The sequence below is a fragment of the Ensifer sp. 22460 genome, from assembly GCF_052044935.1.
In the GTDB taxonomy this organism is placed as follows: domain Bacteria; phylum Pseudomonadota; class Alphaproteobacteria; order Rhizobiales; family Rhizobiaceae; genus Ensifer.
On the sequence record NZ_JBQENZ010000013.1, the window covers coordinates 32,460 to 57,886 of the forward strand.

The 25,427-nt window shown below is 60.7% G+C and carries 24 protein-coding genes and 1 pseudogene; 8 read left to right on the plus strand and 17 right to left on the minus strand.

Annotation, left to right across the window (positions count from 1 at the left end; translation table 11 throughout):
* Positions 1-94 precede the first annotated feature (94 nt).
* A pseudogene (locus ACTJKM_RS17395) lies at positions 95-265 on the plus strand (DNA-binding protein); the annotation flags it as partial.
* Between the two features lie 24 nt (positions 266-289).
* On the opposite strand, the gene ACTJKM_RS17400 reads toward ACTJKM_RS17395, so the two are convergent.
* The 4 genes from ACTJKM_RS17400 to ACTJKM_RS17415 form a co-directional block, all read right to left on the minus strand.
* Positions 290-1,240 (minus strand): histone deacetylase family protein, encoded by a 951-nt coding sequence (locus ACTJKM_RS17400; protein ID WP_245296216.1) that lies wholly within the window; start codon positions 1,238-1,240, stop codon positions 290-292.
* Positions 1,241-1,325: 85 nt separating this feature from the next.
* The gene (locus ACTJKM_RS17405; RefSeq protein WP_058328825.1) at positions 1,326-2,408 is read right to left on the minus strand and encodes an ABC transporter ATP-binding protein; all 1,083 of its coding nucleotides are present in this window, start codon (positions 2,406-2,408) and stop codon (positions 1,326-1,328) included.
* 21 nt (positions 2,409-2,429) lie between these two features.
* Complete coding sequence (locus ACTJKM_RS17410) at positions 2,430-3,902, minus strand: amidase (RefSeq protein ID WP_245296215.1); 1,473 nt, start codon at positions 3,900-3,902, stop codon at positions 2,430-2,432.
* Positions 3,877-5,241: an aminotransferase gene (locus tag ACTJKM_RS17415; protein WP_082663668.1), complete on the minus strand. Its 1,365-nt coding sequence runs from the start codon at positions 5,239-5,241 to the stop codon at positions 3,877-3,879. The genes ACTJKM_RS17410 and ACTJKM_RS17415 overlap by 26 nt, the downstream gene beginning before the upstream one ends.
* Positions 5,242-5,429: 188 nt before the next feature.
* Here ACTJKM_RS17415 and ACTJKM_RS17420 point away from each other — a divergent pair, with 188 nt between their 5' ends.
* The gene (locus tag ACTJKM_RS17420; protein WP_058328824.1) at positions 5,430-6,107 is read left to right on the plus strand and encodes a GntR family transcriptional regulator; all 678 of its coding nucleotides are present in this window, start codon (positions 5,430-5,432) and stop codon (positions 6,105-6,107) included.
* Positions 6,108-6,126: 19 nt separating this feature from the next.
* Here the strand turns inward: ACTJKM_RS17420 and ACTJKM_RS17425 are convergent, their stop codons facing one another.
* Genes ACTJKM_RS17425 through ACTJKM_RS17460 form a run of 8 tightly spaced genes read right to left on the minus strand, consistent with a single transcriptional unit; the run spans position 6,127 to position 14,263 of the window.
* Positions 6,127-6,870 carry an SDR family NAD(P)-dependent oxidoreductase gene (locus ACTJKM_RS17425; protein ID WP_057248595.1) on the minus strand — a complete coding sequence of 248 codons (744 nt, stop codon included), beginning with the start codon at positions 6,868-6,870 and terminating at the stop codon, positions 6,127-6,129.
* 10 nt (positions 6,871-6,880) lie between these two features.
* Complete coding sequence (locus ACTJKM_RS17430; RefSeq protein WP_058328823.1) at positions 6,881-7,684, minus strand: ABC transporter permease; 804 nt, start codon at positions 7,682-7,684, stop codon at positions 6,881-6,883.
* 3 nt (positions 7,685-7,687) lie between these two features.
* Positions 7,688-8,962, minus strand: a complete 1,275-nt coding sequence (locus ACTJKM_RS17435) for an ABC transporter permease (RefSeq protein ID WP_156436987.1) — start codon at positions 8,960-8,962, stop codon at positions 7,688-7,690.
* A complete protein-coding gene (locus tag ACTJKM_RS17440; RefSeq protein ID WP_440660674.1) occupies positions 8,959-10,005 on the minus strand; it encodes an ABC transporter substrate-binding protein in 1,047 nt (348 codons plus the stop codon). Before ACTJKM_RS17440 ends, ACTJKM_RS17435 begins: the two co-directional genes overlap by 4 nt.
* A gap of 11 nt (positions 10,006-10,016) precedes the next feature.
* Complete coding sequence (locus ACTJKM_RS17445) at positions 10,017-11,045, minus strand: ABC transporter substrate-binding protein (RefSeq protein ID WP_058328820.1); 1,029 nt, start codon at positions 11,043-11,045, stop codon at positions 10,017-10,019.
* A 37-nt stretch (positions 11,046-11,082) separates the two neighbouring features.
* Entirely contained in the window at positions 11,083-12,384 is a 1,302-nt protein-coding gene (locus tag ACTJKM_RS17450) for an aspartate aminotransferase family protein (protein ID WP_058328819.1), read from the minus strand.
* 11 nt (positions 12,385-12,395) lie between these two features.
* Positions 12,396-13,373, minus strand: coding sequence for a transketolase family protein (locus ACTJKM_RS17455; protein WP_058328818.1), 978 nt, complete (start codon positions 13,371-13,373; stop codon positions 12,396-12,398).
* Positions 13,370-14,263: a transketolase gene (locus tag ACTJKM_RS17460; RefSeq protein ID WP_375293111.1), complete on the minus strand. Its 894-nt coding sequence runs from the start codon at positions 14,261-14,263 to the stop codon at positions 13,370-13,372. The genes ACTJKM_RS17455 and ACTJKM_RS17460 overlap by 4 nt, the downstream gene beginning before the upstream one ends.
* Positions 14,264-14,581: 318 nt before the next feature.
* Between ACTJKM_RS17460 and ACTJKM_RS17465 the strand changes: the two genes are divergently transcribed.
* The 3 genes from ACTJKM_RS17465 (at position 14,582) to ACTJKM_RS17475 (ending at position 16,768) form a co-directional block, all read left to right on the plus strand.
* On the plus strand, positions 14,582-15,307 hold the full coding sequence (locus ACTJKM_RS17465) for a DUF2726 domain-containing protein (RefSeq protein ID WP_058328816.1): 726 nt from the start codon (positions 14,582-14,584) through the stop codon (positions 15,305-15,307).
* A gap of 89 nt (positions 15,308-15,396) precedes the next feature.
* The gene (locus ACTJKM_RS17470; protein WP_058328840.1) at positions 15,397-16,281 is read left to right on the plus strand and encodes a PGN_0703 family putative restriction endonuclease; all 885 of its coding nucleotides are present in this window, start codon (positions 15,397-15,399) and stop codon (positions 16,279-16,281) included.
* Positions 16,271-16,768, plus strand: a complete 498-nt coding sequence (locus ACTJKM_RS17475) for a hypothetical protein (RefSeq protein ID WP_058328815.1) — start codon at positions 16,271-16,273, stop codon at positions 16,766-16,768. Before ACTJKM_RS17470 ends, ACTJKM_RS17475 begins: the two co-directional genes overlap by 11 nt.
* 152 nt (positions 16,769-16,920) lie before the next feature.
* Here ACTJKM_RS17475 and ACTJKM_RS17480 read toward each other — a convergent pair whose 3' ends face one another.
* Complete coding sequence (locus tag ACTJKM_RS17480) at positions 16,921-17,400, minus strand: SH3 domain-containing protein (protein ID WP_082663667.1); 480 nt, start codon at positions 17,398-17,400, stop codon at positions 16,921-16,923.
* 404 nt (positions 17,401-17,804) lie between these two features.
* Here ACTJKM_RS17480 and ACTJKM_RS17485 point away from each other — a divergent pair, with 404 nt between their 5' ends.
* The 3 genes from ACTJKM_RS17485 to ACTJKM_RS17495 all read left to right on the plus strand — a co-directional run bounded on the left by ACTJKM_RS17485 (position 17,805) and on the right by ACTJKM_RS17495 (position 19,973).
* Positions 17,805-19,109, plus strand: a complete 1,305-nt coding sequence (locus tag ACTJKM_RS17485) for a PAN domain-containing protein (RefSeq protein WP_245296214.1) — start codon at positions 17,805-17,807, stop codon at positions 19,107-19,109.
* Between the two features lie 252 nt (positions 19,110-19,361).
* Positions 19,362-19,643 carry a type II toxin-antitoxin system RelE/ParE family toxin gene (locus ACTJKM_RS17490; RefSeq protein WP_058328814.1) on the plus strand — a complete coding sequence of 94 codons (282 nt, stop codon included), beginning with the start codon at positions 19,362-19,364 and terminating at the stop codon, positions 19,641-19,643.
* Between the two features lie 30 nt (positions 19,644-19,673).
* Positions 19,674-19,973 carry a HigA family addiction module antitoxin gene (locus ACTJKM_RS17495; RefSeq protein WP_058328813.1) on the plus strand — a complete coding sequence of 100 codons (300 nt, stop codon included), beginning with the start codon at positions 19,674-19,676 and terminating at the stop codon, positions 19,971-19,973.
* 730 nt (positions 19,974-20,703) lie between these two features.
* Here the strand turns inward: ACTJKM_RS17495 and ACTJKM_RS17500 are convergent.
* The 4 genes from ACTJKM_RS17500 to ACTJKM_RS17515 form a co-directional block, all read right to left on the minus strand.
* Positions 20,704-22,143 (minus strand): aspartate ammonia-lyase, encoded by a 1,440-nt coding sequence (locus ACTJKM_RS17500; RefSeq protein WP_058328996.1) that lies wholly within the window; start codon positions 22,141-22,143, stop codon positions 20,704-20,706.
* A 753-nt stretch (positions 22,144-22,896) separates the two neighbouring features.
* Complete coding sequence (locus tag ACTJKM_RS17505; RefSeq protein WP_058328997.1) at positions 22,897-23,901, minus strand: glycoside hydrolase family 3 N-terminal domain-containing protein; 1,005 nt, start codon at positions 23,899-23,901, stop codon at positions 22,897-22,899.
* 20 nt (positions 23,902-23,921) lie between these two features.
* Entirely contained in the window at positions 23,922-24,704 is a 783-nt protein-coding gene (locus tag ACTJKM_RS17510) for a DeoR/GlpR family DNA-binding transcription regulator (protein WP_058328998.1), read from the minus strand.
* Positions 24,701-25,330 (minus strand): HAD family hydrolase, encoded by a 630-nt coding sequence (locus ACTJKM_RS17515; RefSeq protein ID WP_058328999.1) that lies wholly within the window; start codon positions 25,328-25,330, stop codon positions 24,701-24,703. The genes ACTJKM_RS17510 and ACTJKM_RS17515 overlap by 4 nt, the downstream gene beginning before the upstream one ends.
* Positions 25,331-25,427 lie beyond the last annotated feature (97 nt).

The following is a 25,427-nucleotide window of genomic DNA, read 5'->3' on the forward strand; positions in this document are numbered from 1 at the left end:
AGCGCGCAACTCTCGCTCTACGCCCCGGGCCAGCAACAGCATTTAGCCGGATTTCCTCAACGCCGACCACAGCCGTCATGGCCAGTGCCTGGAGTTCCGCTTGGGCATAGTTTTCGCCCGATTTCGCAAAGCGAAGGAAATAAGAACCGGGGTATTCCCCGACTTCTTCATCGGCGCCCATGCGGCCGTCGGCGGATTCCCGCTGCTCACGCGTGATGTCAGCCGTAATCGGACCTATTTCCCCATGTTGACACTGATCGCGCCAAACCTGCTGACCCGAGGGAGCCTCTCAGGAGCAGGCTGGATCATTCGGCTTCTGTGCAAGTGCAAGCAAGAACGTTGTAACAGCTTTTTCGAGGCTCATCAGATCGTATCCACCTTCTTGGATCAACAGCACCGGCAGATCGAGCCTTCCAAGTATTTCCCCGATCTTACTGAATGCCTCGACGGTGAGCTGAAGGCCCCGCGCCGGATCGCTTGCCAGCGCATCGAAGCCGAGGGAGATGATCAGGACCTCTGGCCTGTAGGAAAGTGCCGCTTCAAGGCACGTGTTGAACGCCGCGATATAGGCCACGTCGCCCGTTTCTGCCGAAAGCGGATGGTTCAGAGTGAGGCCCGGGGCCGATCGTCCCCCTGTCTCGTCGGAAAAGCCGGCAAGGTGCGGATAATAGTCTGCGGGGCTCCTGTGCAGGGAGGCGAAGAAGACGAGCGGATCCTCCCAGAATATGTCCTGTGTCCCATTGCCGTGATGGACATCGATATCGATGAGGCTTATCCGCCCGAGTGTGGCCGAAAGCGCCCGCGCCGCTATCGCAGAATTGTTCAGGTAAGTCGCACCGCCGCCGAAATCCCGTCCAGCATGGTGACCCGACGGCCGGCACAAGGCATAGGTGATCCGCTCTCCTGCGCTGATAAGCGACGCTGCAGTGAGTGCCGCCTGTGCAGCCCAATAGGCGGCCTGCCATGTCCCCTCGCCGAGCGGCGTCAGTTGGTCGCGCAGATGGTAACCCGCCTTGGCAATCAGCGACCAATCCGGTCTGTACATTTCGGGACGGGTTTCGAAGACAGCCGGCGCGAGCCACCCGGAACACCCGTCTCCGCATCCCGCGGACGAGAGAAAGCTGAGATAACGACCCGTATGGACGGCAGCGAGCGGCGCCATCCCGTGATCGACGGCATCGACAACCTCGAACCCGGCACGCCGCGCCGCCCGCAACAACGCGTCGAGACGATCGGGCACGTCCCGGCTCCGCCGGACAACGCCCCCTTCGACGACGGAGCCAGGATTGTGCAACCGATGCAGACCGGAATAGACCGCCTTCATGTCAGGCCGGGATCAGTACGGCATCGCGGCTGTTCCAGCCGAGCGAAATGGCCTGGGAGGGTGTGACATCCACGCCCGTGCCCGCATTGGGAATTTTGGCGACGAGCGTCGCATTGTCTCCGAAACGGACATGGACCCGGCGATGATCCCCGAGATAGATGACCTCGGCGACGGTCCCGGAGAAGCTATTGCTGCAGGCGGCGGCATGTTCAAGATAGAGGCGCTCCGGGCGCAGGGACACGATGACGGACTGGCCGTTCGAGAAGGCCGCGCTGCTGGAGACGCTGATGACCTGCCCGTCCGCCGTGCGAACGCCGTATTCGCCCCCGCTACCGCCGACGATCTCGCCCACGAACCGGTTGTTTTCTCCGATGAAGCCGGCGACGAAGGCCGTGGAGGGGCGTTCGTAGAGTTCACTCGGCGGCGCAAGCTGCTCGATCTTGCCGGCGTTGAACACGGCGACGCGGTCGGACATGGTCAGCGCCTCGGACTGGTCGTGCGTGACATAGACGACGGTTATGCCGAGGCGCTCGTGGAGATGCTTGATCTCGAGCTGGAGATGTTCACGCAGGTTCTTGTCGAGGGCGCCGAGCGGTTCGTCCATCAACACCACATCCGGCTCAAAGATGATTGCGCGAGCGAGCGCGATGCGCTGCTGCTGCCCGCCCGACAGTTGCGCGGGCTTCCTCCCGCCCATCGCCCCCATCTGGACCATTTCCAGCGCCCTTCGAACGCGGGCGTTCCGCTCCTGCCTGGCGACCTTACGCACCCGCAATGGGTAGTCTAAGTTTTCAGCGACCGTCAGATGGGGAAAGAGCGCATAGTTCTGGAACACCATGCCTATGTTTCTTCGGTGTGGCGGCATGGCTTCCAGCGATCGTCCGTCGATCCGGATACTGCCGGAGCTTGGCGCCTCGAAGCCCGCGAGCATCATCAGGCTCGTCGTCTTTCCAGAGCCGGACGGCCCAAGCATGGTCAGGAACTCACCCTTCGCGATAGTGAGGTTGAGATCGTCGACCACGAGGCTGCGGCCGTCGTAGCTCTTGTCGATGTTGAGGAATTCGACATAGTTGGAGGATGACATTTTGGTTCCCCTTTTTATCTGTCATTCAGCCGCGTGGACCGCGGGTCGGCGCTGCGCCCAGGGCCGCGCCTCTTCCAGTTGCGCCGCGAGTTGAAGCAATGTCGCCTCGTCGTCGAACCGGCCGGTGAACTGCGTGCCGACAGGCAGGCCGCCGGCTGTCCAGTAGAGCGGCACGCTCATTGCCGGCAAGCCAACCATGTTGGCAAAGGTCGTGAAGGCGAGAAACTCGAGGAAGCGCTCCATGACCGCCTCGCCGCCATGCCTGTCGGCATCGAAGTGGCCGAGTACCGGCGGCGGCGTGCCGAGTGTCGGGGTCAGCCAGACATCGACGTCGAGCAGGAAATTCGCCAGCGTCCTGCCCGTCGTATGGAACCAGTTGAGATCGACGAGATAGTCGGCCGCCGAGATCCGCGAACCGACGCCGTAGAGATACTGATTGAAGCTCTCCACCTCGGCCACGAGCCCAGACGGGTCCTCGCCGCGGCTTCGCGCCAGCGCGGTGATCGCGCGTGTCGCTGTCATCGCCCAGAAGCGCTTGTACAGGGTGCGGTAGGTTTCCCCGTCGATCGACGGCGCGCATTCCACGACCTCGTGGCCGAGACTTTCGCAAAGGTGCGCCGCGTCGGTCGTCGCCGCCACGCAGTCGGGATCGACCGCGGTGCCGAGCAGCGAGGCCGTCGTGAAGCCGATGCGCAGGCGGCGCGGCTTCGTCCGGATCGCATCGGCATAGCCGCCCGAAGGGGGAGGCGCGGCGTAGGGATCGCCGGGCATCGAACCCTGTGTCGCGTCGAGGAGTGCGGCGCTGTCGCGCACGCTGCGGGACAGGACATGTTCGTTCACGATCCCGCCCGTGCTGTCGCCGAGATCCGGCCCCAGCGTGATGCGTCCGCGGGAGGGTTTCAGCCCGAACACGCCACAGCAGGATGCGGGAATGCGGATCGAGCCCGCCCCGTCACCGCCATGCGCCGCCGGCACGATGCCCGCCGCCACCGCCGCGCCGGCGCCGCCGCTCGAACCGCCGCTGGACCGCCCGACGTTCCAGGGATTGCGCGTCGGTCCGAACAGCTTCGGCTCGGTTGTGCCAAGCGTTCCGAATTCACACAGGTTGGTCTTGCCGAACGTGCTGAGGCCGGCCGCGCGGTAACGGCGCATCAGCTCGCTGTCTCGGGCAGGCACGAAGCTCCGGGTCAGCCGGGAGGCCCCGGTGGTGGGCACGCCGCTCATGTGGCAGTAAAGGTCCTTCACCAGGAACGGGGCCCCGGCGAAAAGGCTGTCCGTGGCCGCCTGCGCCGCTTCCGCGCGCCCTTCGTCATAGAGTGGCGCGATGATCGCGTTGATCGTGGGGTTCACCTTTTTGGCACGCCGGATTGCCGCCTCGACCAGCTCCCAGGCGGTGGCCTGCCCCGACTTCACAAGATCCGCCTGCGCGGTGAGGTCCAGATTGACAAAATCGTCCATCGTCACGCCCTCACGCTGCAAGCCGGTCGGCAACATCGTCAAGCGCCGCCGCTATGCCGTCGACAAGCTGGTCGACTTCCTCGGGCGTCATGACGAAGGGCGGGCATATGGAAATGACGTCGCCCATGTTGCGAATCATGACGCCATGCGCCCGGCAGCGCTGTTCGACCAGTGTGCCGACCTTCAGAGCGGGATCGAAGGGCGCACGGCGCGACTTGTCGGCCACCAGCTCGATGCCGGCAAGGAAGCCGGTTCCCCTGATCTCGCCGACAAGGGAATAACGCGCAATGCGCGCGTCGAGCGCGGCGAACAGACGGCGGCCAAGTTCGGCGGCTCGGCCCGGCGCATCCATTTCCTGGTAGATGCGCAGCACATCGGCCGCCACCGCAGCGGTGACCGGATGGCCGGAATAGGTGAAGCCATGGCCGAAGACGCCGATTCGATCGGCTTCGCCGGCAATGGCCTGGTAGACATGATCGCCGATCACCGCCGCGGCGATGGGCAGGTAGCCGGAGGACAGGCCCTTGGCGACCGACATCATGTCCGGAACGAAGCCGAGCGCCTCGGACCCGAACCACTTTCCGGTTCGCCCGAAACCGGAGACGACCTCGTCCGCAAGAAGCAGGATGTCATGCTTCGTCAGAAGCTGTCGCAGCGCTGGGAAGTATCCCGCCGGCGGCGTGACGACGCCGCCCGCCCCCATGATCGGCTCGGCGATCATCGCGGCGATGGTTTCCGGCCCTTCCGCCTCTATCAGGGCCCCCAGCGCGGCAATCAGCCGGACACAATAAGCCTCCTCGCTCTCATCCAGCAGGGCGTTGCGGTAGTAGTGCGGCTTCTCCGTGTAGATCACGTTGAGGCCGGGCATGTTGAAGCTCTCATGCATGTGTGGAAGCCCGCCGAGGGCCGCCCCCATGACGGTGCTGCCGTGAAAGGCGCCCTTTCGGCTAATGATCTTGCGCTTGCCAGGCTTGCCACGCGCGACATTGTAGTACCAGGCAAGCTTGATCATCGTGTCGTTGGCTTCCGAGCCGGAATTCACGAGGAAGACCTTGCTCCCCGGAATGGGGGAAAGCGTCGCGATCTGCTCGACGACATCCACCGTCGGGTCGTTCGAGCGGTGATTGAAGGTGTGATAGGTGGCGAGCCTGCGCATCTGGCTTGCCGCAACGTCGGCAAGGCGCTCGTTGCGAAAGCCGAGCGAGGCGCACCAGAGGCCTCCCATGCCCTCGAGATAGCGATTTCCCATCTCGTCGATGACGTAGCAACCCTCCCCCGCCGTGATCATCAAGGGGCCCTCGGCCTCATGCCTGCGCGGGTTGGTCTGTGAATGGAAGTGGTACGCCATGTCGCGCGCCCGCAGCGAATTGTGCAAGGTAGCCTCCGAAACCGTGTTTGCTATTTTATAAGTTATAAGTTATCAGAAGGCGCATGCAAGTGAATTTCGCCAGAGGCGAGAAACTTTTTGCGACGTCCCGCCGCCGCGGCGAGCGATAGGATATAAGCGATTGGCGGCTCCGGGCATTTTCAGCTAGAGCTGCAAAAAAGATGAGGAGAATTCCCATGAGCGTTATGGAGATGCAGCCCGGCGAAGCGGGCAGCCTGTCCGCCCGGATATACAACAAGGTGCGCGAAGGCCTTATCATCGGTAACTTCGCTCCGGGCGACCGTCTCCTCATGCAGGATCTCGCAGAGCAGCTCGGGACCAGCGTCACGCCGGTGCGCGAGGCCTGCCTGAGGCTCGTTAGCGAACAGGCTCTCGAACTGCGCTCCGGCCGGTTCGTCACGGTGCCTGACCTCAGCCGCGCCCGCTACATCCAGATCAAGCTCATCCGCATGGCACTCGAGGGGCTGGCTGCAGAGCACGCCACCGACCATGTGACCGCCGCCGATCTGACGCAGCTCGAAAGCTTCCACGCCGCCTTCGTGAAAAATGAAAAGGCCGGCAATCTGGAGGAGGCGCGCTCCTCCAATCGTGCCTTCCACTTCGGTGTCTACCGTCTGTCGCGCATGCCGATGCTGGTCGGCCAGATCGAGAGCATGTGGGTCTCGATGGGGCCGATCCTCAACGTCTACTACCGGGAAATCCCGCACGGCTATACCGGCGCGGAGGAACACGACCATCTGATCGAAGCGCTGAGGCTCGGCGACAAGAAGAAGGCCCGCCAGGCCATCGAAAACGACATCCAGCGGGCCTCGCCCAGTCTCCTGCGCTATTTCGAAGAACGCGGCGCCGAGTGAAACCGGCGCCGGCGAGGTCCTAGACCTGCGCGATGCGCGGGGTGCGCAGGCCGGCGGTCTCCCCGCCATCCACGGTCACAACCGTGCCGTTGACATAGGTCGACTGATCCGACAGCAGCCAGGCGACGACATCCGCCACTTCCTGCGGGGCCCCGAAGCGATTGGCGGGGATGCGCAGTTCGAGCTGCTTCTTGCGCAAGGCATCACTCATGATCTTGTCCATCATGCGCGTTTCGATCTGGCCAGGGCAGACGGCATTGAAACGCACCTCGTCGCCGAACTCGAGTGCCAGCGCTTGGGTGAGGCCGATGACGGCAGCCTTCGAGGCGCAGTAAACAGCCAGCCCCTCCTCGCCGGTCTTTCCGGCGATGCTGGCGATGTTGACGACTGATCCCCTGCCGCGCCGCAGGCCTTCCAGCGCGTGGCGGATGAAAAGGAACGTGCTGCGAGCATTGACCGCCAGCACCTCGTCCCAATCGCCCTGCGTAGCGGAAGCGAAGGAAATGCGCTTCGACATGCCGGCATTGTTGACGAGGCCCGAAAGATGGCCCCCGCCAAGGTCGAGCGCACGGTCGATGACGCGCCGGCAATCCTCTTCGCGGCTGACATCGCCGGGCAGGAAGGTGACGCCCGGACTAATCTCCTCGAGCGCCCTGCCCGCCTCCGCATCCCGGCCCGTCGCCACCACCCGGGCGCCGGCCGCTGCAAGCTTCTCCACGCAGGCCCGCCCTATCCCGTGCGTGGCACCTGTTACGATGATCATTCCTTCACCTCTATACATTGGCAGTCGAACGGTTTGTGGCGGCACGCTTCTGGGCCATGGCCCCGCCCCCCATCAGGACCATGGAGATGATCACGAGCAATGTCGACATCGCCAGGATCGACGGATCTATATTGTCCCGAAGACCATCGAACATCTGGCGCGGTAGAGTGCGCTGGCCCGGCCCGCTGATAAAGAGCGCGACGACGACCTCGTCGAACGAAAAGACGAAAGCGAAGAGCGCACCCGAGATAACGCCCGGCGCGATGAGTGGCAGCGTCACCGTACGGAAGGCATGGAAGGGACTCGCGCCGAGGCTTGCTGCGGCCCGAACGAGGTTCACGTCGAAGTTCTTCAGCGTGGCGGTAACCGTGATCAGCACGAAGGGCACCGCCAGAACCGCGTGGGCGAGAACGAGGCCTAGGAAGGACGCGACAAGGCCCAGCTTCGCGAAGAAGAAATACATTCCGACGCCGCTGATGACGACGGGCACGATCATCGGCGAGATCACCACCGCCAGGATCATGGACCGCGCCGGAAGTCGGCCACGCGACATGCCGAGTGCTGCCAGCGTGCCCAGCACCGTGGACACCAGAGTCGCGCCGGCGCCAATGATCAGGCTGTTGAGGAGTGCCGACATCCAGGGCAGCGGCTGCAGGATCTTCTCATACCATTGCAGGGAAAAGCCCGGCAGCGGATAGGATAGGAAGTTTGCCGAGCTGAAGGAGATCGGGATGACCACGATCGTCGGCCCGATGAGGAAGATCATCGCGAGGCAGCAGAAGGCTATCTGTACGCGTCTCAAGGCAACAGGCATCTCTCACTCCATTCCAACGATGCGGCCGATGCCGACGATCCGCCCGACAATCCCGTAGAGCGCGAGGATACAGGTCAGAAGCAGGACGCCGAGCGCGGCGGACATGCCCCAGTTGATCGTCGTGTTGGCATAGAAGGCCACGAAGTAGCTCAGCATCTGGTCCGATGCACCGCCGACGAGAGTGGGCGTGACGTAGTAGCCGGCGGAGATGATGAAGGTGAGAAGGCATCCCGCGCCGACACCCGGCAGCGTGAGCGGCAAATAGACCCGAAGAAACGTCGTGACGGGTCCGGCACCGAGCGAAGCGGAGGCTTTGACATAAGACGGCGAGATGCCTTTCATGACGCTGACCAGCGGCAGCACCATGAATGGCAGTAGGATATGCACCATCGCGATGTAGAGGCCGGTCCGGTTGAATACGAGCTCGAGCGGCGCGTTCGTGATGTTCAGCGCCTGAAGCAGGCGGTTCACCACACCTTCCTTCTGCAGGATGACGATCCAGGCACTCGTCCGCACCAGGAGCGACGTCCAGAACGGCAAGAGCACGCAGGCCAGCATGATCGCCGAGAAACGCGCACCGATGGCGACGATTGCGTTGGCAATCGGATAGGCGACGAAGAGGCAGATCAGCGTGACCAACGCACTGATCGTCAAAGTCCGCATCAGCGTTGAGAGGAACAGCCGCTCCTCCGGCGGCGCCATCTGCACGCCGCCGTTCTCCCCGGGGCGCAGGTCGACGGCCGAGAGCAGGTAGAAGGCCGTCAGCGGTGCGCCGTTGCGCTGGATGACCCGCCAATAGGCAGGGTTGAACCAGTTCCCGTCGATGGCGAGCAACTGTGTCCTGGCGGGTTGCTCCGGCGCTTTGCGGACCGTTCGGACCGTTTTTGCGAGAAGGCTCCGGAACCCGGTGATCTCGTAGTTCAGTCGGCGACCCGCCTCCGCCATGGTCTTGGGATCGGCACTCGCGCGGATGTCAGCAGCCAGAGCGTCGAAGGCCGCATCGGGCGGCGTTCCCATCCCGTCCCAATCCTCCAGCGAGGCGAGCGTCATTGGAAAGGCATTGCGGACCTCGGGATTGTTGATGGCATGGAACAGCATCGTGCCGAGCGGTAGCACGAAGGCGAAGACGATGAAGGCGACGAGAGGACCGATCAGAACAAGGCTGCCGATCGTCTGCCGCCGTCTGTCGGCGCGAAAGCCGGTGGCAAGGGCGGACACCCGCCCTTGCTGGCCGTCGGTCGCGCCAATGCGCGGCCCCGGGAAAACAACCGACGTCATTGCGCGCGCCATGTCGCAAATCTCGCCTCGAGCGCCTCGCCGTGGTCGGCCCAGAACTCGGTGTTGAGCGCTACCGCCGAGGCCATGTTCGCCTCGGTCGTCGGAAGATCCTTCGCGATTTCCGGCTTGACGCCGCGAATGGCCGCAAGATTAGTGACGCCATAGGCGATATGCTGCGGGAATGCTGCCTGGGCACTCTCGGTCGAGGCGAAGGCGATGAACTTCTGCGCATTCTCCCGATTGGGCGAGCCCTTCACGATGCCCCAGTAGTCGATGCCGAAGACCTGACCGTCCCAAATGAGTGCGAAGTCCTTGCCGGAGGCATTGGCCGCCGCGACGCGGCCGTTGAAGGTCGCCGTGGCGACGACGTCACCAGCGGCAAGGCGCTCGACGGATTCCGCACCCGTCGCCCACCAGAGGATCGACGGCTTGATCTCGTCGAGCTTGGCGAAAGCGCGGTCCTGGCCCTCATCCGTGGCAAGCACCTCATAGACCTTGTCCTTGGCAACACCGTCCGCAAGCAGTGCGATTTCGAGCGTCATCTTCGCCGTTTGGCGGAACCCTCGCTTGCCGGGCCATTTCTCGACATTCCACAGGTCTGCCCAGTTCTTCGGCCCATCCGCCAGTTTCACCTTGTCGTAGCTCGGTACCATGGACCAGACGAAGGCGCCGACGCCGCAATCGCTATAGGCTTCGGGAATGAAGTCCTCCCGCTTGCCGATCCTGCTCCAGTCAAGTTCCTCGAAAAGGCCCTCGGCGCAACCGGATAGAAGCGTGTTCTGCTCCACCTGCATGACGTCCCAGGAGACGCTGCCGCTGTCGACCATGGCACGCACCTTGGCCATCTGCCCGGAATAGGAATCTTCCGTAAGCACTACGCCGGACGACGTCGCGAAGGGCTCGAAGAAGGCCTTGCGCTCGGCATCCTGCAGTACGCCGCCGGCACCGACGACAGTCAACTTGCCGGCATCGGCGAAAGCGGCGGGAGCCCCCGCCAGGGCGACGAGCAAGCCCAGCCCGCCGAAAAACCCACGATAGCTCATGACATCCTCCCTTATTGTGCGACCCATCGGTTGAAGCGCTGCTGAAGTTCCTCTTCGTGATCCACCCAGAACGGCGTGCTGACGGCAAGCGCACCCGCCATGTTCTCCTCGGCCGTCGGAAGCTGCGGCTTGATGTCGGCGGAGATGCTGTCCATCGCCTTGGCATTGGTCACGCCGTAGACCATCTTCTCGGCAAAGGCCTTCTGCGGGTCGGGGCTGGTCATGAAGTTGACGATGCCGAACGCCTGGTCCCTGTTGCCGCCCTTCGGAATGGCCCAGAAGTCCATTGCATAGAGCTGGTTGGTCCAGGACATCTTGAAATGCCGTCCCTGCTGGTTTGCGGCGATGACGCGCCCGTTATAGGCGGAGGTCATCGTCACCTCGCCGGAGGCCAGCCATTCCATCGGCTGAGCACCGCTCTCCCACCACTGGATGCTCGACTTGATCTCGTCGAGCTTGGCAAAGGCGCGGTCCTGTCCTTCCTTCGTCGCCAGGATGGCGTAAAGCTCCTCGGGCTTTGCGCCGTCGGCGAGCAGGGCGACTTCAAGCGTCATACGCGCCTGCTTGCGCAACCCGCGCTTTCCCGGCCATTTCTCAAGGTTCCAGAAATCCGCCCAGGACGTGACGCCGCTCGTCTTGTCGCCGTCATAGGCGAGGATCTTCGACCAGACGAAGGCGCCGACGCCGCAATCGGACTTGGCCGGCTCGATAATCTCGGCGCTGTTCGGCAGACTGGCCCAATCGAATGGCTCCAGCAGACCCTGGTCGCAGGCGAGGATCATCTCGTTCTCGTCCATCTGAACGACATCCCAGGTGGTCGTGCCCGTCTCGACCATGGCCTTCACCTTGGCGATGCCGCCCGTATAGGATTCCTCCAGTAGCGGCGCGCCGGCTTTCTCCTGAAAAGGCTTGAAGAGCGTTTCGCGCATCGCTTCCTGTGTCGCGCCGCCGAAGCCGACGACGGTCAGGTCGCGTGACAGCGCTGGAGACGCGACGACGAGTGTGGCACTCGTCATCATCGCAAAAAACCGAGTTCTCATGGGTTCCCCTTTTATCTTTGAGAGCAGGTTTGAATGATCAGGCCGCGGCGGAACGCGCGAGGCCGGCCATGGTCGTGTCGATGAGTTCGAGCGTGTCGTCTATGACGGCGCGATCGTGACTCAGCGAGAGGTAAAGTCGTTTGAGCTGAAGCGGCTGGAAGACCTGCCGGCCGGCGATCAGCGCCCGCCGGAAGCGCATGTCGAGATTGTTGTCGTTGCGCAGGAGGTCCGTGTATTGGCGGAACTCGCCGTCAAAGAAGTAGACGAGCCAGACCGAGCCGAAACCGGCGGCCTGCGCCTTCAGGCCGTGCCGCGCTATGATGCCGTCTATCTCGCCGCGGAGATAGGCGCCAAGCTCGAACAGCCGCTCGTAGACGCCCGGTCTCGCTAGCTCCTCAATCGTCGCCTTTACGGCCGCCATCGAGGACGGCGTGCCGTTGAACGTGCCACCCATGAAGACGGCGCCCTCGCCCGTGCGGCCCACCCGCTCCATGATGTCGCGCCGGCCGGCAACGATGCCGATCGGATAGCCGCTCGTTGCGGCCTTGCCGAAGGTCGAAAGGTCGGGCGTGACGCCGACGATCGACTGGTAGCCGCCAAGCGCGTGCCGGAAACCGGTGATCACCTCGTCGAAGATGAGGACAACACCGTGCTCGGCGGTGATCCGGCGCAGGTCGGAAAGGAACTGCCTCTCGGCGATGACCGCGCCCATATTGTGCGCGATAGGCTCGACGATGATCGCCGCGACCTCGCCGGGGTTTTTACGGATGTAGTCCTCGACGGCACCGGCATCGTTATAGGGCAGGATGGCGGTGTGGCGGGCGGCATCAAACAGCATGCCGTCGGACATTGGGTCGTAGGAGCCGATCATCTGGCGGCTCGACTGGCCGTTCATGGCGACATAATCGTGCCAGCCATGGTAGCCGCCCTGGAACTTGATGATCTGCTTCCGCCCCGTATAGGCGCGGGCGAGACGCAGGGCATGGTAGGTTGCCTCCGAGCCGCTGCTGCAAAATGCCACCTGATCGGCGCAGGGGATCACGTGCACGAGGAGTTCGGCCACCTCGACCTCCAGCTCCAGCACGCCGGCACCGATCAGGTCGAGGTTTTCGGCCGTCTCGGCAATCGCGGCAGCGACGGCGGGCGGTCGATGGCCGAGCACATTGGCACCGAAGGCGCAGTGATAGTCGGTGTAGCGGTTGCCATCGGCATCGTAGAGATAGGCTCCCTCGGCCCTGGCGAAGGCGATCGGCGCGCCGAGGCGCCGGCTAGGACTCAACAGGCCGCCGGGTATGACGGCTTCCGCGCGCGCGGCGATCGTTTCGTTGTTCGTCGACATCGGCATTCTCCTTACGCAATGCTCTCGAGCGCCACGGCCCGGATGCCGTCGCCGTCCAGGCGGTAGTGCCTGTAGAGATGGGTGGGGGGTGCGATCAGGCTGTATTCGTCGCGGATGCCGTGCCGGACGAGGCGGGCGCCCCTGCCCTTTTCGGCCAACACTTCGGCGACGGCCCCGCCGAGCCCGCCGAGGATGTTGTGCTCCTCGACCGTCAGGATGACTTTCGAACGGGCGGAGGCCTCGAGGATCGCATCCTCGTCGAGCGGCTTGATCGAATGCATGTCGATTAGCCCGACGGAATGGCCTGCGGCATTCAGCTCCTCCATCGCGCGCTTGGCGCCATGCACGGGATAGCCCGCTGCTATGATCGTGATGTCTTTGCCGATGCCGTGTACGATCGCCCTGCCGAGTTCGAATGCGACGCCGTTCTCGTAGACGACCGGATCGTGCCCGCGGTGGATGCGGAAATAGATGGGGAGCGGATAGTCGACGGTCGCCCTGAGGGCTGCATCGAGCGCCGGCCCATCCGCCGTCGACACGACGGCGAGGTTGGCAATGCTGCGCATGATGGCAATGTCTTCGGTCGCATGATGGGACGTCCCGTAGAAGCCTAGCGAAATGCCGGTGTGATGCCCGATCAGGCGAACCGGTTGCTTGCAATAGGCGACATCCATGCGGATTTGCTCGCAGCACAAAAGCGCGAGGAACGAGGCGAAGGTCGCCACATACGGAATGACGCCTGTCGTCGCCATACCAGCGGCAGCCGAGACCATGTTCTGCTCGGAAATGCCGAACTGCACGAAACGCTCGGGATAGCGCTGGGCGAAACCGGAAAGACCGTTCGAATATTGCAGGTCGGCCGTGCCCGCCATGACGGGATGGCCGGCGTCGGCAAGGGCGATGAGCGCATTCGACAGCGTGGGGAGCGAGGGCGCGCGGCGGTTGATCTCGCGGTACTGCCACGAGTCCTTGGAAAGCAGTTGGGTCATTGGGAAATTACCGTGTTCATGATCGTTTCGCGGGCCTTGGCCTCATCTTCCGCACCGAGATAGCCGAGATGCCAGCCGGGTTCGGTTTCCATGTAGTCGATGCCCTTGCCCTTCACGGTGCGGGCGATGATGCAGCACGGCTTTGTGCGAGCACGGTCGGCCTTCACGGCGCGCAGCAGCGTCGTCAGCGCCTCAAGGTCATGGCCGTCGACGGTGTGAACCTCCCAGCCGAAGGCGCGCCATTTCTCATCAAGCGGTTCTATCGCCATGACGTCGTCGACCTTGCCGTCGAGCTGGTAGCCGTTGCGATCGACGATGGCGATCAGGTTGGAGAGATTGTGCGAGGCGGCGGACAAGGCGGCTTCCCAGACCTGGCCCTCCTGCATTTCCCCGTCGCCGAGGAGGACGAAGGCATTGAAATCACGCTGCTGGAAGCGCGCGCCAAGCAGCATGCCGACGCCGTTCGACAGGGCATGACCGATAGACCCGGAGCTGAAATCGACGCCGGGGACCTTCGTCATATCAGGGTGATCGCCGAGGGGGCTGCCGAGCCGCGTGTAGCTTTCAAGCCATGCGGGATCGAAGAAGCCGAGATCGGCGAGAATGGGGAAAAGCCCAACGGCCGCATGGCCCTTGCCCATCAGGAAGCGGTCCCGGTCGGTCCAGGCCGGCTCGCCCTTTCGAAGCCGCATCACATCGTAATAGAGCGCCGCAAAGATCTCCGCACAGGAGAAGACCGAGGTGTAGTGGCCCACTTTGGCGATCGAGATCAACCGAAGCGTCTCGAGCCTGATGAAGCGCGCACGCTCATGAAGGAAGGCAAGCTGTTCGTCGGACAATAGTTCATGGCTGCGCGCCACCAAAAGGTGGCCGCCTGGTGTCTGTCGCACTGACAAGGAATTGCTCCCGCTGTTTCTAACTTATAAGTTATAAGATATAGGAAAGCGGCAACTATGCAACAGGTTTTTGATCCCCATTTCGATGGAGACCTGCCTTTCGCGAACTGCGGCTTTGAAAAGCTTCGCTGGTTTGGTCACAAAATGAACAGTGCAATCCTGCTTCTCGCCCCAAGGGAAGCGAACCTTCCGCCCAGGCTTTCGCATGCGATAGCTGCTGGCTCTGCGTCCCGCGGAACCTAATCCTTTTGGGCGACTTTTCGCGCGTCCTCCGAGCGTTCTACTATCTTGGCGGGAAATCTGGAGAGGGGCATGCAATATCGCCAAAGGTCGGTGCTGTTCGCAGCGCCTTGGCTAATCATCGGAGCGGCCGCAGTAGTCGCTTCGGGCAGTATAACCGTTGCAGACTTCGAAAAGCCTGAACTGCTGATCGCCGTGCTGTTTATCGGCCTCCTGATCGGCATGGCCATTGAGCAGTTCCTAGCCACGATGAGAAAGCAGGCGTGGCGGGAGAAAAACAGATCACGCTGGGAGGAAAGGCGCAGCCACGAGCGCATTGTAGTGGGACCTTGGCAACAGATGCCAGTTACGGAGCCATCGAAGCCGGTCGACGCCACCGATCAACTGCGTATCGTGATGCGCTCGGATTTCAATATTCAGCCGTTGCTGAATAAGAGCGAGGCCCGGGTGTTTCGGGAACTGGACAGCATCGTGATCGGCTGCAATCCTTCCTGGCAGGTAATGGCGCAGGTTTCGCTCGGTGAGATCCTCCGAAGCACCGATGCGGACGCCTACCGTTGCATCAACTCCAAACGTGTCGACTTGCTGCTCGTAGACAGCAACTGCCAACCTCGGCATGTCATCGAATACCAGGGCGGAGCGCACCATCAAGGCGCCGCGGCCGCGCGTGACGCGGTAAAGAAGGAGGCGCTGCGACGCGCCGGGATCGGGTACTACGAGGTCGTGGCTGGCCAAACGACCCCGTCGGAACTCAGGCGCTTGGTCGAAAAGTTGGTGGACAAGCCGAGTGTCACCTAACGCGCGCTCATCACGAATGCCTGCACGGTCGAGCCACTTCCATTGGAGGAACACATCGCATTGGCTTGATGGAATTGAGGCAGCCCGACATGATCTCCGATTTCGAGGCAGTTCGCGAAAATCTGTATCCGGGAAGCCACGGAGCGATCAAGGACTGGAGGACATTCCCTTGGCACCGTGACCGAGCCAATCGAATTCAGGCACACAAGGCGCATTCGTCGCAAGCCATCGCAATCGACGTGTTCGGCACACTCAAGATGAGCGCCGATCGCGACCGCGTCCTCAACGCCATCGCCGAGCGTGTGGGAGTGGCATCAGGCGGTCCATGGGCGATAACACTCGAGTGGATGGACAGCGATCGGCTGCTGAGAGAACCGAGGCCCACGCAAGTCGACGTCCTTGCCGTCGGCTCGCTGGCCGCGCTCGTCATCGAGTGCAAGTTCACCGAACCCGGAGGGCAATGTAGCCAAACGGCCGTGTCGCGCTCGGGCAAACGACAATGCAACGGAAGCTACGCTGACCAAATCAACCCAGGCAACGGCGTGCGCGCGCATTGCGCTCTTACAGGCAAGGGCATTCGGTACTGGGAATACATCCCAGAGGCCTTCGCGCTCGATCCGGGCGTTGATCACACGCCCTGTCCATTTAAGGGAGACGCCTATCAGTGGATGCGCAACGCCGTGCTGGCGGCGGCAATAGGCAAGCACCGCAACCTTCAAGCGGCAGCCCTCGCAGCCTTTGCCGATCACCCCAGTTTCCCGACGGCGCGGAAGGTGAAGCGGGGCCTGGTGGATCCCAGCCTCGCTGGCCAAGCTGCGATCACGCCGATCTCCTACCAGCAGATCATTGCGATCGCTCGTCACGTCGGCCTGAACCAAGAACTCTGGAACGGCCTTTCTGTATGGATCGACCATAAGATCGCAAGGGCTGGGTCGCGAAGGTCGGACTTCCAGGAGGTGAAGAATGGATGCTGATATCTGGGATCGCGCCTTCTATGACGACGGCGAGTGGGTTTCCTGGTCCGACGTGGAAGAGCAGCTCCGATACCAGGAGTGGCGCGCCAAATATCCCAATGCAATCAGGCCTTTGATCCCGTATTTTCAAGAGCTCTTGTCACTGGCAGAAAGCTACCACCTTGAGACAGGTCGTCATCTGAATGTGTACGGAGACATAGGAGAACTCTTCGGCGCCATCACCTACGGCATAAAGCTGAACAAGAACTACGCGCAGGGTGCCGACGGTCGGCTTGGCAACGATCACGTTGAGATCAAAACGATCACGCCATTCAAGTCCAAGGACGAGGTTTTCGTGAAGGTATCAAGCAACTTTAGCAAGTTGCTCGTCGTGAAGATCAACGCGGACTTTGAAGTCTCATCGCGGATGGTCGATCGCTCGAAGCTTCCTAAAACGGCGAAACCTCTTCTGAGGATAAGGTGGGGTGATCTGCCTCGCGTCGAATGACGAGTTGGTCAGCAACGCGGACCAGTTCTTGCCTCGCCTTCGAAAATTCAGACCCGACTTCAGCACCGCGTTCAACTGGCGATGAACTCCGGTGGCCTTCGGTGAACGCTGAGCCGCTGGACCCGAGCCGTCTACAGCAGAACCGCATTCCGTCACAATCGCGAGCGAAACGCATCGATCATGGCCTTTGAGACGTCGCCTGGATAACAGATTGGGGCTGCCCCACCCGGCTTCGAATACGCGCTCCTACGTCCGCAGCGCCGTCCAGCCCGATCGCGGCTCTCCGGGCATGGGCAGGAGCCGCTGTAACCGGAGATCGACTCAGCGATGATGCGCTGTACAACCATGGTGTCGGAAATCCGCGGAGCTTCGATCGGATTTTCACGAGATGCCTCTACGGATGCAGGTGTATCGCCTCTTAGCTCTGACCAAGGTTTGCCGGAACTTAGGAGATGCGATGCGATCCACCCCTCCCGCCGCGTGAGATCGTCTTGGACATGCGACCACTCCCCATCGACAGACAGTAAGCGGATCGGCCGTCCCGCATCGTAGCGATCGAGGACACGGAACTCTTTGCCCGGTCCCTCCCGTAGGGCGACACGCTTGCCGCGAACGAAAACCGTGGCGAACATTTCCTCAGTGGCGACGCTTTAGCTGCGGCGGACTGGGGTTGCTGAGGCGTAGCTGCAGAGACTTGGACGCCGTCTGCGGCCGCAGGTTTCTGTTCTTGTACGACAATTCTTGCTGAAGGAAGCGGCGTTTCACTGACCGCCGCCCGCTCGTCGCTAGTCGAGCCTAGCCAATAGATCAATGCCGCAGCTACGGACCCGCCAACAAGAAATCGTCGCATGATACTCCCCGCCCCAGGGTTGTATCATTCAACGGTTCCTGGAGGACGGCAAGCCAACGAAATAGTATCCGAACCCGGGACCGACATCCGCGTTATGTCGCCTGTTAACTGTTGCGGCTTTTTTAAGTTGCAACTTCAATTTGATCAATGTTCTCTGAATATAAACAGAGCGTGGGAGTATCAATCTTGCCGAGTTTTCCGTTCGGCTTCATTCGCATATGGGCGTTCTGCCTGGCCCTTTCGCTTGTGTGTCATCCAGCGCTCGCCGCCACAAAAAAATTTGGTCCCTTCTCGTTCGAGGAGAGTGACCCCAGCGTCATCACGCTCACGGGCGAGATCGACCTCTATTCCGCCCTGAACTTCCGGCGGGCGCTGCATGCATCACAGAAAGCCAGGTTGCTGGTGCTCGATAGCGTCGGCGGCGCTGTCCAAATGGCACTGTTGATTGCCGACGACGTGCATGAGAGGCGCCTCTCCACCTTTATTCCGAAAGGGAAAGGCTGCTACTCGGCCTGCGCGTTTATTTTTATGGCGGGTGTCGAACGCCAGGTGGACGGTGAGCTTGGCGTGCACCAGATCTCCAGTGAATCGAACGACCTGGTGAACGCACAGCTGTCAATTTCCGATATCATCGACATGCTCGCTCGCTTCGATACGTCGGCAGAAGTCATGACAACAATGTTCAAGACGCCTCCGTCGCAGATGCATGTGTTCTCGAGCGAGGAAATCAGTCGCTACAAGCTCAATCGCAAGGGCGCGACGACGGCCTCGAACGAGCCGATCCCCACAACTCCGGCCGTCAATCCCGAAGGCGCACCATCCTCGACGGCAAACACAAGCGCAGTACCCACTCCTGAAGCAAACAGCCAACAAGCGGCCGCTTCTGACCCATCGGCGATCGATCCCGGTCAGAGTGAGAAACTGTCGGCAATTGAAGAGTTCGCCCGTAAGCCGACGCGTATCGCTGTCTACGCTGGCCTTGACCTGTTTGGCGATGACCTCGCTTCAAAGAGGACGGTCGACGTCGCCGAATGCGCGACGAGTTGTCTAGAGATGAACGGCGTCTGTAAGGCGTTCACCTTCAATGCCAATCCGAAGATTGTTCGGGGACCAAATTGCTTTCTGAAAGCAAACGAAGGTCGCGCGGACGGAAACTCGGTCGCTATCTCTGGGAAATTCCTGGCAAGCGCGGACGCAGATCCAACGCCATTTAGCATGGGCACAATCGATCCGAAGAAAGCGCTATTCGAGGATGTTGATCTGCCTGGAGGCGACCTGGGCGTTCGCGCGTCAATCGCGAACGCAACGCCACTTCAGTGCCGACTGGCCTGCATCGACAATGACCGGTGTGTTGCATTCACCTACATCAAGAAAAAGAGGGAGTGCTGGATGAAAGGCGCCATCGGCACACCTCTTTTCAAGTCCGGTATGATTTCCGGTGTCAAGACTTTTCAAACCTTCGCACCAGCGAAGGTTATCGGGCTCGACTGACAACTGACCACAGCCCGACCTGCCCGGGTTAAGCGGAATCGGACGCAGAACCGTTTCCGGTGCGGTCACGTTGTCGGGATTCGAGACGTCCCAAATCATCGGATCTTTACTCTTGAGAGGAAATCGAACCGAGGATGGGCATCCTTCGGATGGCATAAACCGGATTGCGATTGCGAATCTGTATCGCGCAGTGATACGTATTGGTTGACTTTCACCAGTATCACCATATGATACAAACATGAAGAGCCGGACGTGATCAGGTCATTTAAGGATGCCAAGACCGAAGCTGTTGCACGCGGCAAAGCACCAAAAGGTTTTCCTTCAGACATCGTGAGGTCGGCTGTTCGTAAATTGACGATCCTGAACAGCGCAGCCGCTCTCGACGACCTGCGTTCCCCTCCGGGAAATCGACTTGAAGCCCTTAAGGGCGACAGAGAAGGCCAACATTCGATCCGGATCAATGATCAGTGGCGCATATGCTTCATATGGACAGAGGCCGGCATCGAAGACGTCGAAATCGTTGACTACCATTGAAGGCCAATCGTGGCACACAGGGAGCTTGAGATGACCCATATCCTTCCGCCGGTCCATCCGGGCGAAATCCTTCGCGAGGAGTACCTACTTCCGCTGAACATGAGCGCCGGTGCACTGGCGAAAAAGCTCAATGTTCCGCGCACCCGCATCGAACGTATAGCGGCGGAGCAAACACCGATAACCACGGATACCGCTCTGCGCCTCGCCAAGTATTTCCGCACAACGCCGGAATTTTGGATGAACATGCAGACCAGCTTCAACCTCAAGACAGAGGAAATAGCGCTTCATGGCGAACTGGAGCTGATCCCGGAAATCGATAGAGCAGCATAGCCGGACCCTCGGCACATTCCAGTCGATACATTATGCGATCCCAAAAGCACAAAACTAGAACATATGTGTACAGAGGTCGTAACGTCTCGCGACGACATGATCGCTGTCACCGATCTCTGGCTCGCCCGAGGAAATGAGGGACTTCTGCGCTTCAAGGGAAGGCGGCCAGCTGTGTTGTTTGGTCGCAACTAAAATCAACGCAAGCCGCCGTTGGGTCTATCTTGACCCCACGCAACACCGATTCCGATCTGCAGGTCGAAACCGCGCACGTGCCGCCGTCGCCCACCATTAGCGTGCGTCAACTTGCGTCACTTAGATGAAGAGTGAGAAGGGGACAACAAAAGCAGTTTCAATGACACTCAAATCTACAGAGGAACCTGGAGGAAAAAGTGGTGTTTATCCGATATGCCAAAACCGCCAATCTTCATCTCGCCGTTGCTGCGGTCCTGATCGGCCTTCTCTTCCTTTCGTCAGGCCCTATCTGGTCGTTCTTGGAAAAAGCTGGCGAAGCTCGCGAGGGCGCTGCGTTAGTTCAACGCGACTCGTTGGTGGCCCTAGTTTCTGCGTTCTAGGCAGGCGGGCCAGCTCGAATACTCAAAGCGCGTTAAAAGAGCTTGCCCGTCCCGCGACGTGCTTGAACCAGTGCGCTTCCCGGCTCTGCGCAGTGCAAGCCTGCGAAGGCGAGCTCCACGCTTACCATTCCTGACCTGCGTGGGTCGCCCTTCGCACGTTAGCAGTTCGGTGTCCGAAGTCTCGACGGCTTCGTGAGATGGAGAGGATTTAGCAGGTCGTTCTTGACGCTCGCCGGCAGCGCCAGCGTCGTCTCAAGTACCTCGCTTATAGTACGGCCGGTTTCCAGAACCTCCTTCGCGATTTGCGCGGATCGCTCATACCCGAGAAGTGATACAAGTGCAGTCGCCAGTGCAGTGCCAGCTTCAAGGTTCTGCCGGCAACGCTCGATGTTGGCGGTGATGCCGACAATGCATTTGGCGGTGAGCGTCTCGCTCGCATTCGTCAACAGCTTCATCGACTGCAACAGGTTGAAAACAATCACCGGCTCCATCGCGTTCAATTGCAACTGTCCGGCTTCAGCTGCCAACGTTACAACAAGGTCTGCTCCGATGACCTGGAATGCAACCTGGTTCACAACCTCCGGAATGACAGGGTTCACTTTTCCGGGCATGATTGACGAGCCTGGTTGCATCGGAGGGAGATTAATCTCGCCAAAGCCGCCGCGCGGGCCGCTGGAAAGCAGCCGTAGATCGTTCGAGATCTTGGACAGTTTTACCGCTGTCCTTTTCAAGGTTCCGGAAAAGTGCACGAAGGCGCCGGTATCCCAACAGGCCTCGACAAGGTCCGATGCCGGTCGTAGCTCGATCCCGGTAATCCTACAGAGCTCTTGTGTTGCGATCGTCGTGTAGGCGGGATCAGCCGTGATACCTGTTCCAATCGCGGTACCACCAAGATTTATCTCTTCAAGGAGTCGAGCCGCCTCCTCTAGTCGGAGGACATCCTCTCGCAGGGTCACGGCAAAGGCCATGAACTCCTGTCCGAGCGTCATCGGGACAGCGTCCTGGAGTTGGGTTCTTCCAAGTTTGACGATGTCTCCGAATTCTCCAGCCTTTGCTTCGAATGCGGAGGCCAGTCGTTCAATCGCGGTCGATAGCTCCCGGTAGCTGAAGAGCAACGCCAATCTTATTGCCGTTGGATAGACGTCATTTGTCGATTGCGCGAGATTCACATCATTGTTGGGATGAATGACGTCGAAGCGCCCCCGAGGGAGGCCAAGATGCTCGAGTGCCCGATTTGCAATAACCTCGTTAACGTTCATGTTTGTTGAGGTTCCGGCACCACCCTGGAAGACGTCGACCGCAAACTGGTCCAGCAACTGGCCATTTGCCACATCGTCGCAGGCCATCGCTATCGCCCGCTTCTTCTCGGACGTAAGGTCGCCGATTTGGTGATTGGCGAGAGCTGCCGCCTTTTTCGTCAATGCAAGAGCCCGGATGAACAGCGGGTAGTGACTGATCGGGATCCCGGAGATTTGAAAATTCCCGATCGCGCGGGCGGTTTGCGCGCCATAGTAGGCGTCCGCCGGTACTTCGACTTCGCCAAGTGAATCTCGTTCGCTGCGCATCGTGCAAGTGGAGGGGGACTGAGTATCTGGCATGCGAATCCTTCTATGCGCGTTGCGCTTTGCGGGCGCGGCTGAGGTGCCACCGTGACGGAACGTAAGCCGCGTGCCCCGTGGCGTGCGTCGTCACTGCGACGGCGGAGAGCTGTGGTGAACGCGCACCATATCGGATCGCAACAGCCACGGAAATTGACCGGCTTGTCGTCGAGAACGATCTGGATCCCGACCGGGCGGAAGCACTTGCCAATGCTAGTTTCGTGTCGAAGTAAGTGAGTTCGGCGAGCCACGCACCTGCGCGGGCGGTTTCATAGTTCGGGGTGAATTCTTGCACGACAAGCGCGAAAACTGGCGATGGATTCCGGCTTTCGGGAGAAAGGCGGGTGCCGACGCGCGAGATGAGGTGAGTGAGAGGCGAGCGCACCCACTCCAAACCGGGTGGAGCGCCGGTGTGTTTGTCGACTGCTCGCGATCCGGCGTCGTCAGCCAATGAAGGAGCGGCAGAGCGACACCGGATGCTAGGCTTGCCTTTAGGCGTTCCCATCCGACCCCCGGTGTATCGATCAATGAACCGCAGGGTATCCGTTGGGATTAGGACTTTCGATTTCGCTACGTCAAAACAGGTGATGCAAGATGACGCGAATTGCGCGTCGTGTGCATTCTTGCCGCGTCGCGATCACAGCATATGTTTCGGAGCGCTGTATCCCGCTCCTTTCTCGGGCCTTCGTCTTGATCCAACCCGTAGAACCGGAGGTTAGGCGCTTGTGGAGAGCACCTGTATTCCGATGGGAGTTAGGTCAACGCAGCATGCCGTCTCACCCTGCTCGCGGCGTCCGACAAACGTTCGGCCAAGACCTCGCCGGTCCGTGCGGCGGCCGCGATGCCTTCAGACAAATCGCAGAGGTGCGGCCCACCGCCAACGAGCAGTAGATCCGCCCCAGCATTGATCGATGCGACCGCGGTCTGCAAAAGCGACCTACCTCGCATGGTGGCGGGCGCATCGAGATCATCACTAACGACCAGACCTTGGAACCCGAATTGCTGCCGTAACCAACCAACGACGGCAGGCGACGTGCTCGCGGCATTTTCCGCATCGATCGCGGCAACTGGTGCGGGCCCAGTCATAATCGCTCTGGTTCCTGCCTCGATGGCTGCCCTAAACGGCAGCGCATTCTGCAGTATGCGTTCAAGTGTCGTGTGTAACGAAACATCAACGAGGGCCGGGTCACCGGTCAGGTGATCGAATCCTGGAAAGTGCTTGGTAACGGCAGAAACCCCGGCCTTCTGAACGCCCGTGACGAATGCCTTGACAAGCTTCGCTACGGTCGCGGCGTCGGTCCCCATCTGCCGATTGCACAGCCAGGGATTTTGCGCGCCCGCGACATCGGCAATCGGTGCGAGGAACATGGTCACACCAAGCTCGCGTGCGCCACTGGCTGTTCGGAAACAGCAGTCAGCCACGGCTTGATCAGTGAGCGAACTGGCCTCACGCAATGTGGGCAGAGGCGGAACCAGACCCTGCAGCCTTTGGATTCCACCCATTTCCTGGTCCACGGCGACGATGAGGTCTGGGCACTTCGCCAGCAGCCTCTCTATCGCTCCGCGGAAGAGGCTTGCCGTTTCGGTTGAGAGCCTCGTCTCGGACATGGTCCGCGCCACATATTCTTCGCGCGTCTCCCCGATCAGGACCGCGTATCCTCCCTGCTCGAGAAACGGCTCCATGACGTCCGCGAAATCGAGAGTGTCAAATGCAGGCAACAACACCGCCCTGGCGTCCTGATCCGGCGAATAGCTCATAATATCCCTCTTTGAATGTGTCAGACCGTCTCGACATCCACGCCCATCTCGCGAATGCGCGTTAGCATCGAACTGTCTTGGCTTGTGGTGAAGAGCTGGGATACGGCGGCGATCGGCGCGACTTCGTGCGTGGCCACCTGTCCGAGCTTGTCAGATGATGCGAGCACCAAGGTCTTGTTCGACGCCCTGATCATTGCCCTCTTAAAGAAGGCGTCCTCGAAGTCGTCTGCGCGAAGCATCAGGTCATCGTCGATGCCGCAGGTTCCCAGCACACAGAAGTCGACTCTGAGCTCGCGCACCGCCTCGATTGCGCTGGCTCCTGTGGCGCTACGTGTGAACCTACTTAGCCTTCCCCCAAGCAGGATGACTTCCGCGAGCGGATGATCGAGCCCTGCTCCCGCAACGTCCACCGAACTCGTGATGATGCGTACCGACAGCGCCGCCGGAAATTGACGAATGAATTGAACCACGGTGGTGCTTGAATCAACGAGCAGCGTCGCACCGTTTGGTATAGCCGCGGCAGCGGCTCGGCCAATCAGTAGCTTCTCCTCAGTTCCGAGTGTTTCACGACGATGGAAGTCGAGGGCCGGAGTCACGAGGCGCGACGCCCCTCCGTGGAACCGCTGGACCAGCCCTGCATCGACGAGCTCACGCAGGTCGCGCCGGATTGAATCCTCTGAGACCTCGAATTCCTGAGCCAGCGCGACAGCCGTTACGCGGCCGGAGGCATTGACCTTTTCCAGAATGATGGCCTGACGTTCAACTGGTGAAAGGGCTGCCAGTTCCTCCTTTTCGGGGCTCATCCCGCGATCTCCTCGAGCGGGGCAAGAACACCAAGGGCTGTCAATCTGAGTTCTAGCTTGGCAGCAGTCTGAAAATGTTCGGTTTGAAATCCGAGTCTCGACGCTGCAGCAATGTTTGCGGGATTGTCGTCGATGAAAATGCAATCCTCCGCACGCGCGTCTGCACGCTTCAAGAACAGATCGAAGATTGCTGAGTCTGGCTTGACGAGCCGCTCCCGTCCGGAAACCACCAGAACATCGAAATCGTTTAAAAACGGAAACATCGATTGCGTGCGTGTAAAAGTCTCAGCCGACCAATTGGAGATTGCGTGAACAGGCACACCGGCCGATTTCAGTCGCGCCAGAATCTGAGGCGTTCCCTCCACCTCCCCACCTAACATCTCGTGCCAGCGGCTCCAGTACGCCTCTATCAACTCGGCGTGTTCCGGACAGCGAGCGCTGAGTTCGGCAATTCCATCGGCGAAGAGCATACCCGCGTCGAACTGCTCGTTCCAAGCGGATGTGCAGACCTCGGCTAGGAATTTAGAAACGGTCGCATCGTCTGGAAGGAGCTTGCGATAGAGATAGGCAGGGTTCCAATCGATCAACACGCCGCCGATGTCGAAAACCACAGTGGTTGGACTCATTTTTGTAACCTCGCTGCATGAATCTTTGCTCACATATGCACGAGTGTGCGTATTAATGCAATATGGAGCAAACAATGATGCACCATCGTGCATTTCT

Excerpts from the sequence above, each read along its gene's own strand:
- ACTJKM_RS17405 (WP_058328825.1), bottom strand. The coding sequence starts at position 2,408 with ATGTCATCCTCCAACTATGTCGAATTCCTCAACATCGACAAGAGCTAC.
- ACTJKM_RS17410 (WP_245296215.1), bottom strand. The coding sequence starts at position 3,902 with ATGTTGCCGACCGGCTTGCAGCGTGAGGGCGTGACGATGGACGATTTT.
- ACTJKM_RS17420 (WP_058328824.1), top strand. The coding sequence starts at position 5,430 with ATGAGCGTTATGGAGATGCAGCCCGGCGAAGCGGGCAGCCTGTCCGCC.
- ACTJKM_RS17425 (WP_057248595.1), bottom strand. The coding sequence starts at position 6,870 with ATGATCATCGTAACAGGTGCCACGCACGGGATAGGGCGGGCCTGCGTG.
- ACTJKM_RS17430 (WP_058328823.1), bottom strand. The coding sequence starts at position 7,684 with ATGCCTGTTGCCTTGAGACGCGTACAGATAGCCTTCTGCTGCCTCGCG.
- ACTJKM_RS17435 (WP_156436987.1), bottom strand. The coding sequence starts at position 8,962 with ATGACGTCGGTTGTTTTCCCGGGGCCGCGCATTGGCGCGACCGACGGC.
- ACTJKM_RS17440 (WP_440660674.1), bottom strand. The coding sequence starts at position 10,005 with ATGAGCTATCGTGGGTTTTTCGGCGGGCTGGGCTTGCTCGTCGCCCTG.
- ACTJKM_RS17445 (WP_058328820.1), bottom strand. The coding sequence starts at position 11,045 with ATGAGAACTCGGTTTTTTGCGATGATGACGAGTGCCACACTCGTCGTC.
- ACTJKM_RS17450 (WP_058328819.1), bottom strand. The coding sequence starts at position 12,384 with ATGTCGACGAACAACGAAACGATCGCCGCGCGCGCGGAAGCCGTCATA.
- ACTJKM_RS17455 (WP_058328818.1), bottom strand. The coding sequence starts at position 13,373 with ATGACCCAACTGCTTTCCAAGGACTCGTGGCAGTACCGCGAGATCAAC.
- ACTJKM_RS17465 (WP_058328816.1), top strand. The coding sequence starts at position 14,582 with ATGCAATATCGCCAAAGGTCGGTGCTGTTCGCAGCGCCTTGGCTAATC.
- ACTJKM_RS17470 (WP_058328840.1), top strand. The coding sequence starts at position 15,397 with ATGATCTCCGATTTCGAGGCAGTTCGCGAAAATCTGTATCCGGGAAGC.
- ACTJKM_RS17475 (WP_058328815.1), top strand. The coding sequence starts at position 16,271 with ATGGATGCTGATATCTGGGATCGCGCCTTCTATGACGACGGCGAGTGG.
- ACTJKM_RS17480 (WP_082663667.1), bottom strand. The coding sequence starts at position 17,400 with ATGTTCGCCACGGTTTTCGTTCGCGGCAAGCGTGTCGCCCTACGGGAG.
- ACTJKM_RS17495 (WP_058328813.1), top strand. The coding sequence starts at position 19,674 with ATGACCCATATCCTTCCGCCGGTCCATCCGGGCGAAATCCTTCGCGAG.
- ACTJKM_RS17500 (WP_058328996.1), bottom strand. The coding sequence starts at position 22,143 with ATGCCAGATACTCAGTCCCCCTCCACTTGCACGATGCGCAGCGAACGA.
- ACTJKM_RS17505 (WP_058328997.1), bottom strand. The coding sequence starts at position 23,901 with ATGAGCTATTCGCCGGATCAGGACGCCAGGGCGGTGTTGTTGCCTGCA.
- ACTJKM_RS17510 (WP_058328998.1), bottom strand. The coding sequence starts at position 24,704 with ATGAGCCCCGAAAAGGAGGAACTGGCAGCCCTTTCACCAGTTGAACGT.
- ACTJKM_RS17515 (WP_058328999.1), bottom strand. The coding sequence starts at position 25,330 with ATGAGTCCAACCACTGTGGTTTTCGACATCGGCGGCGTGTTGATCGAT.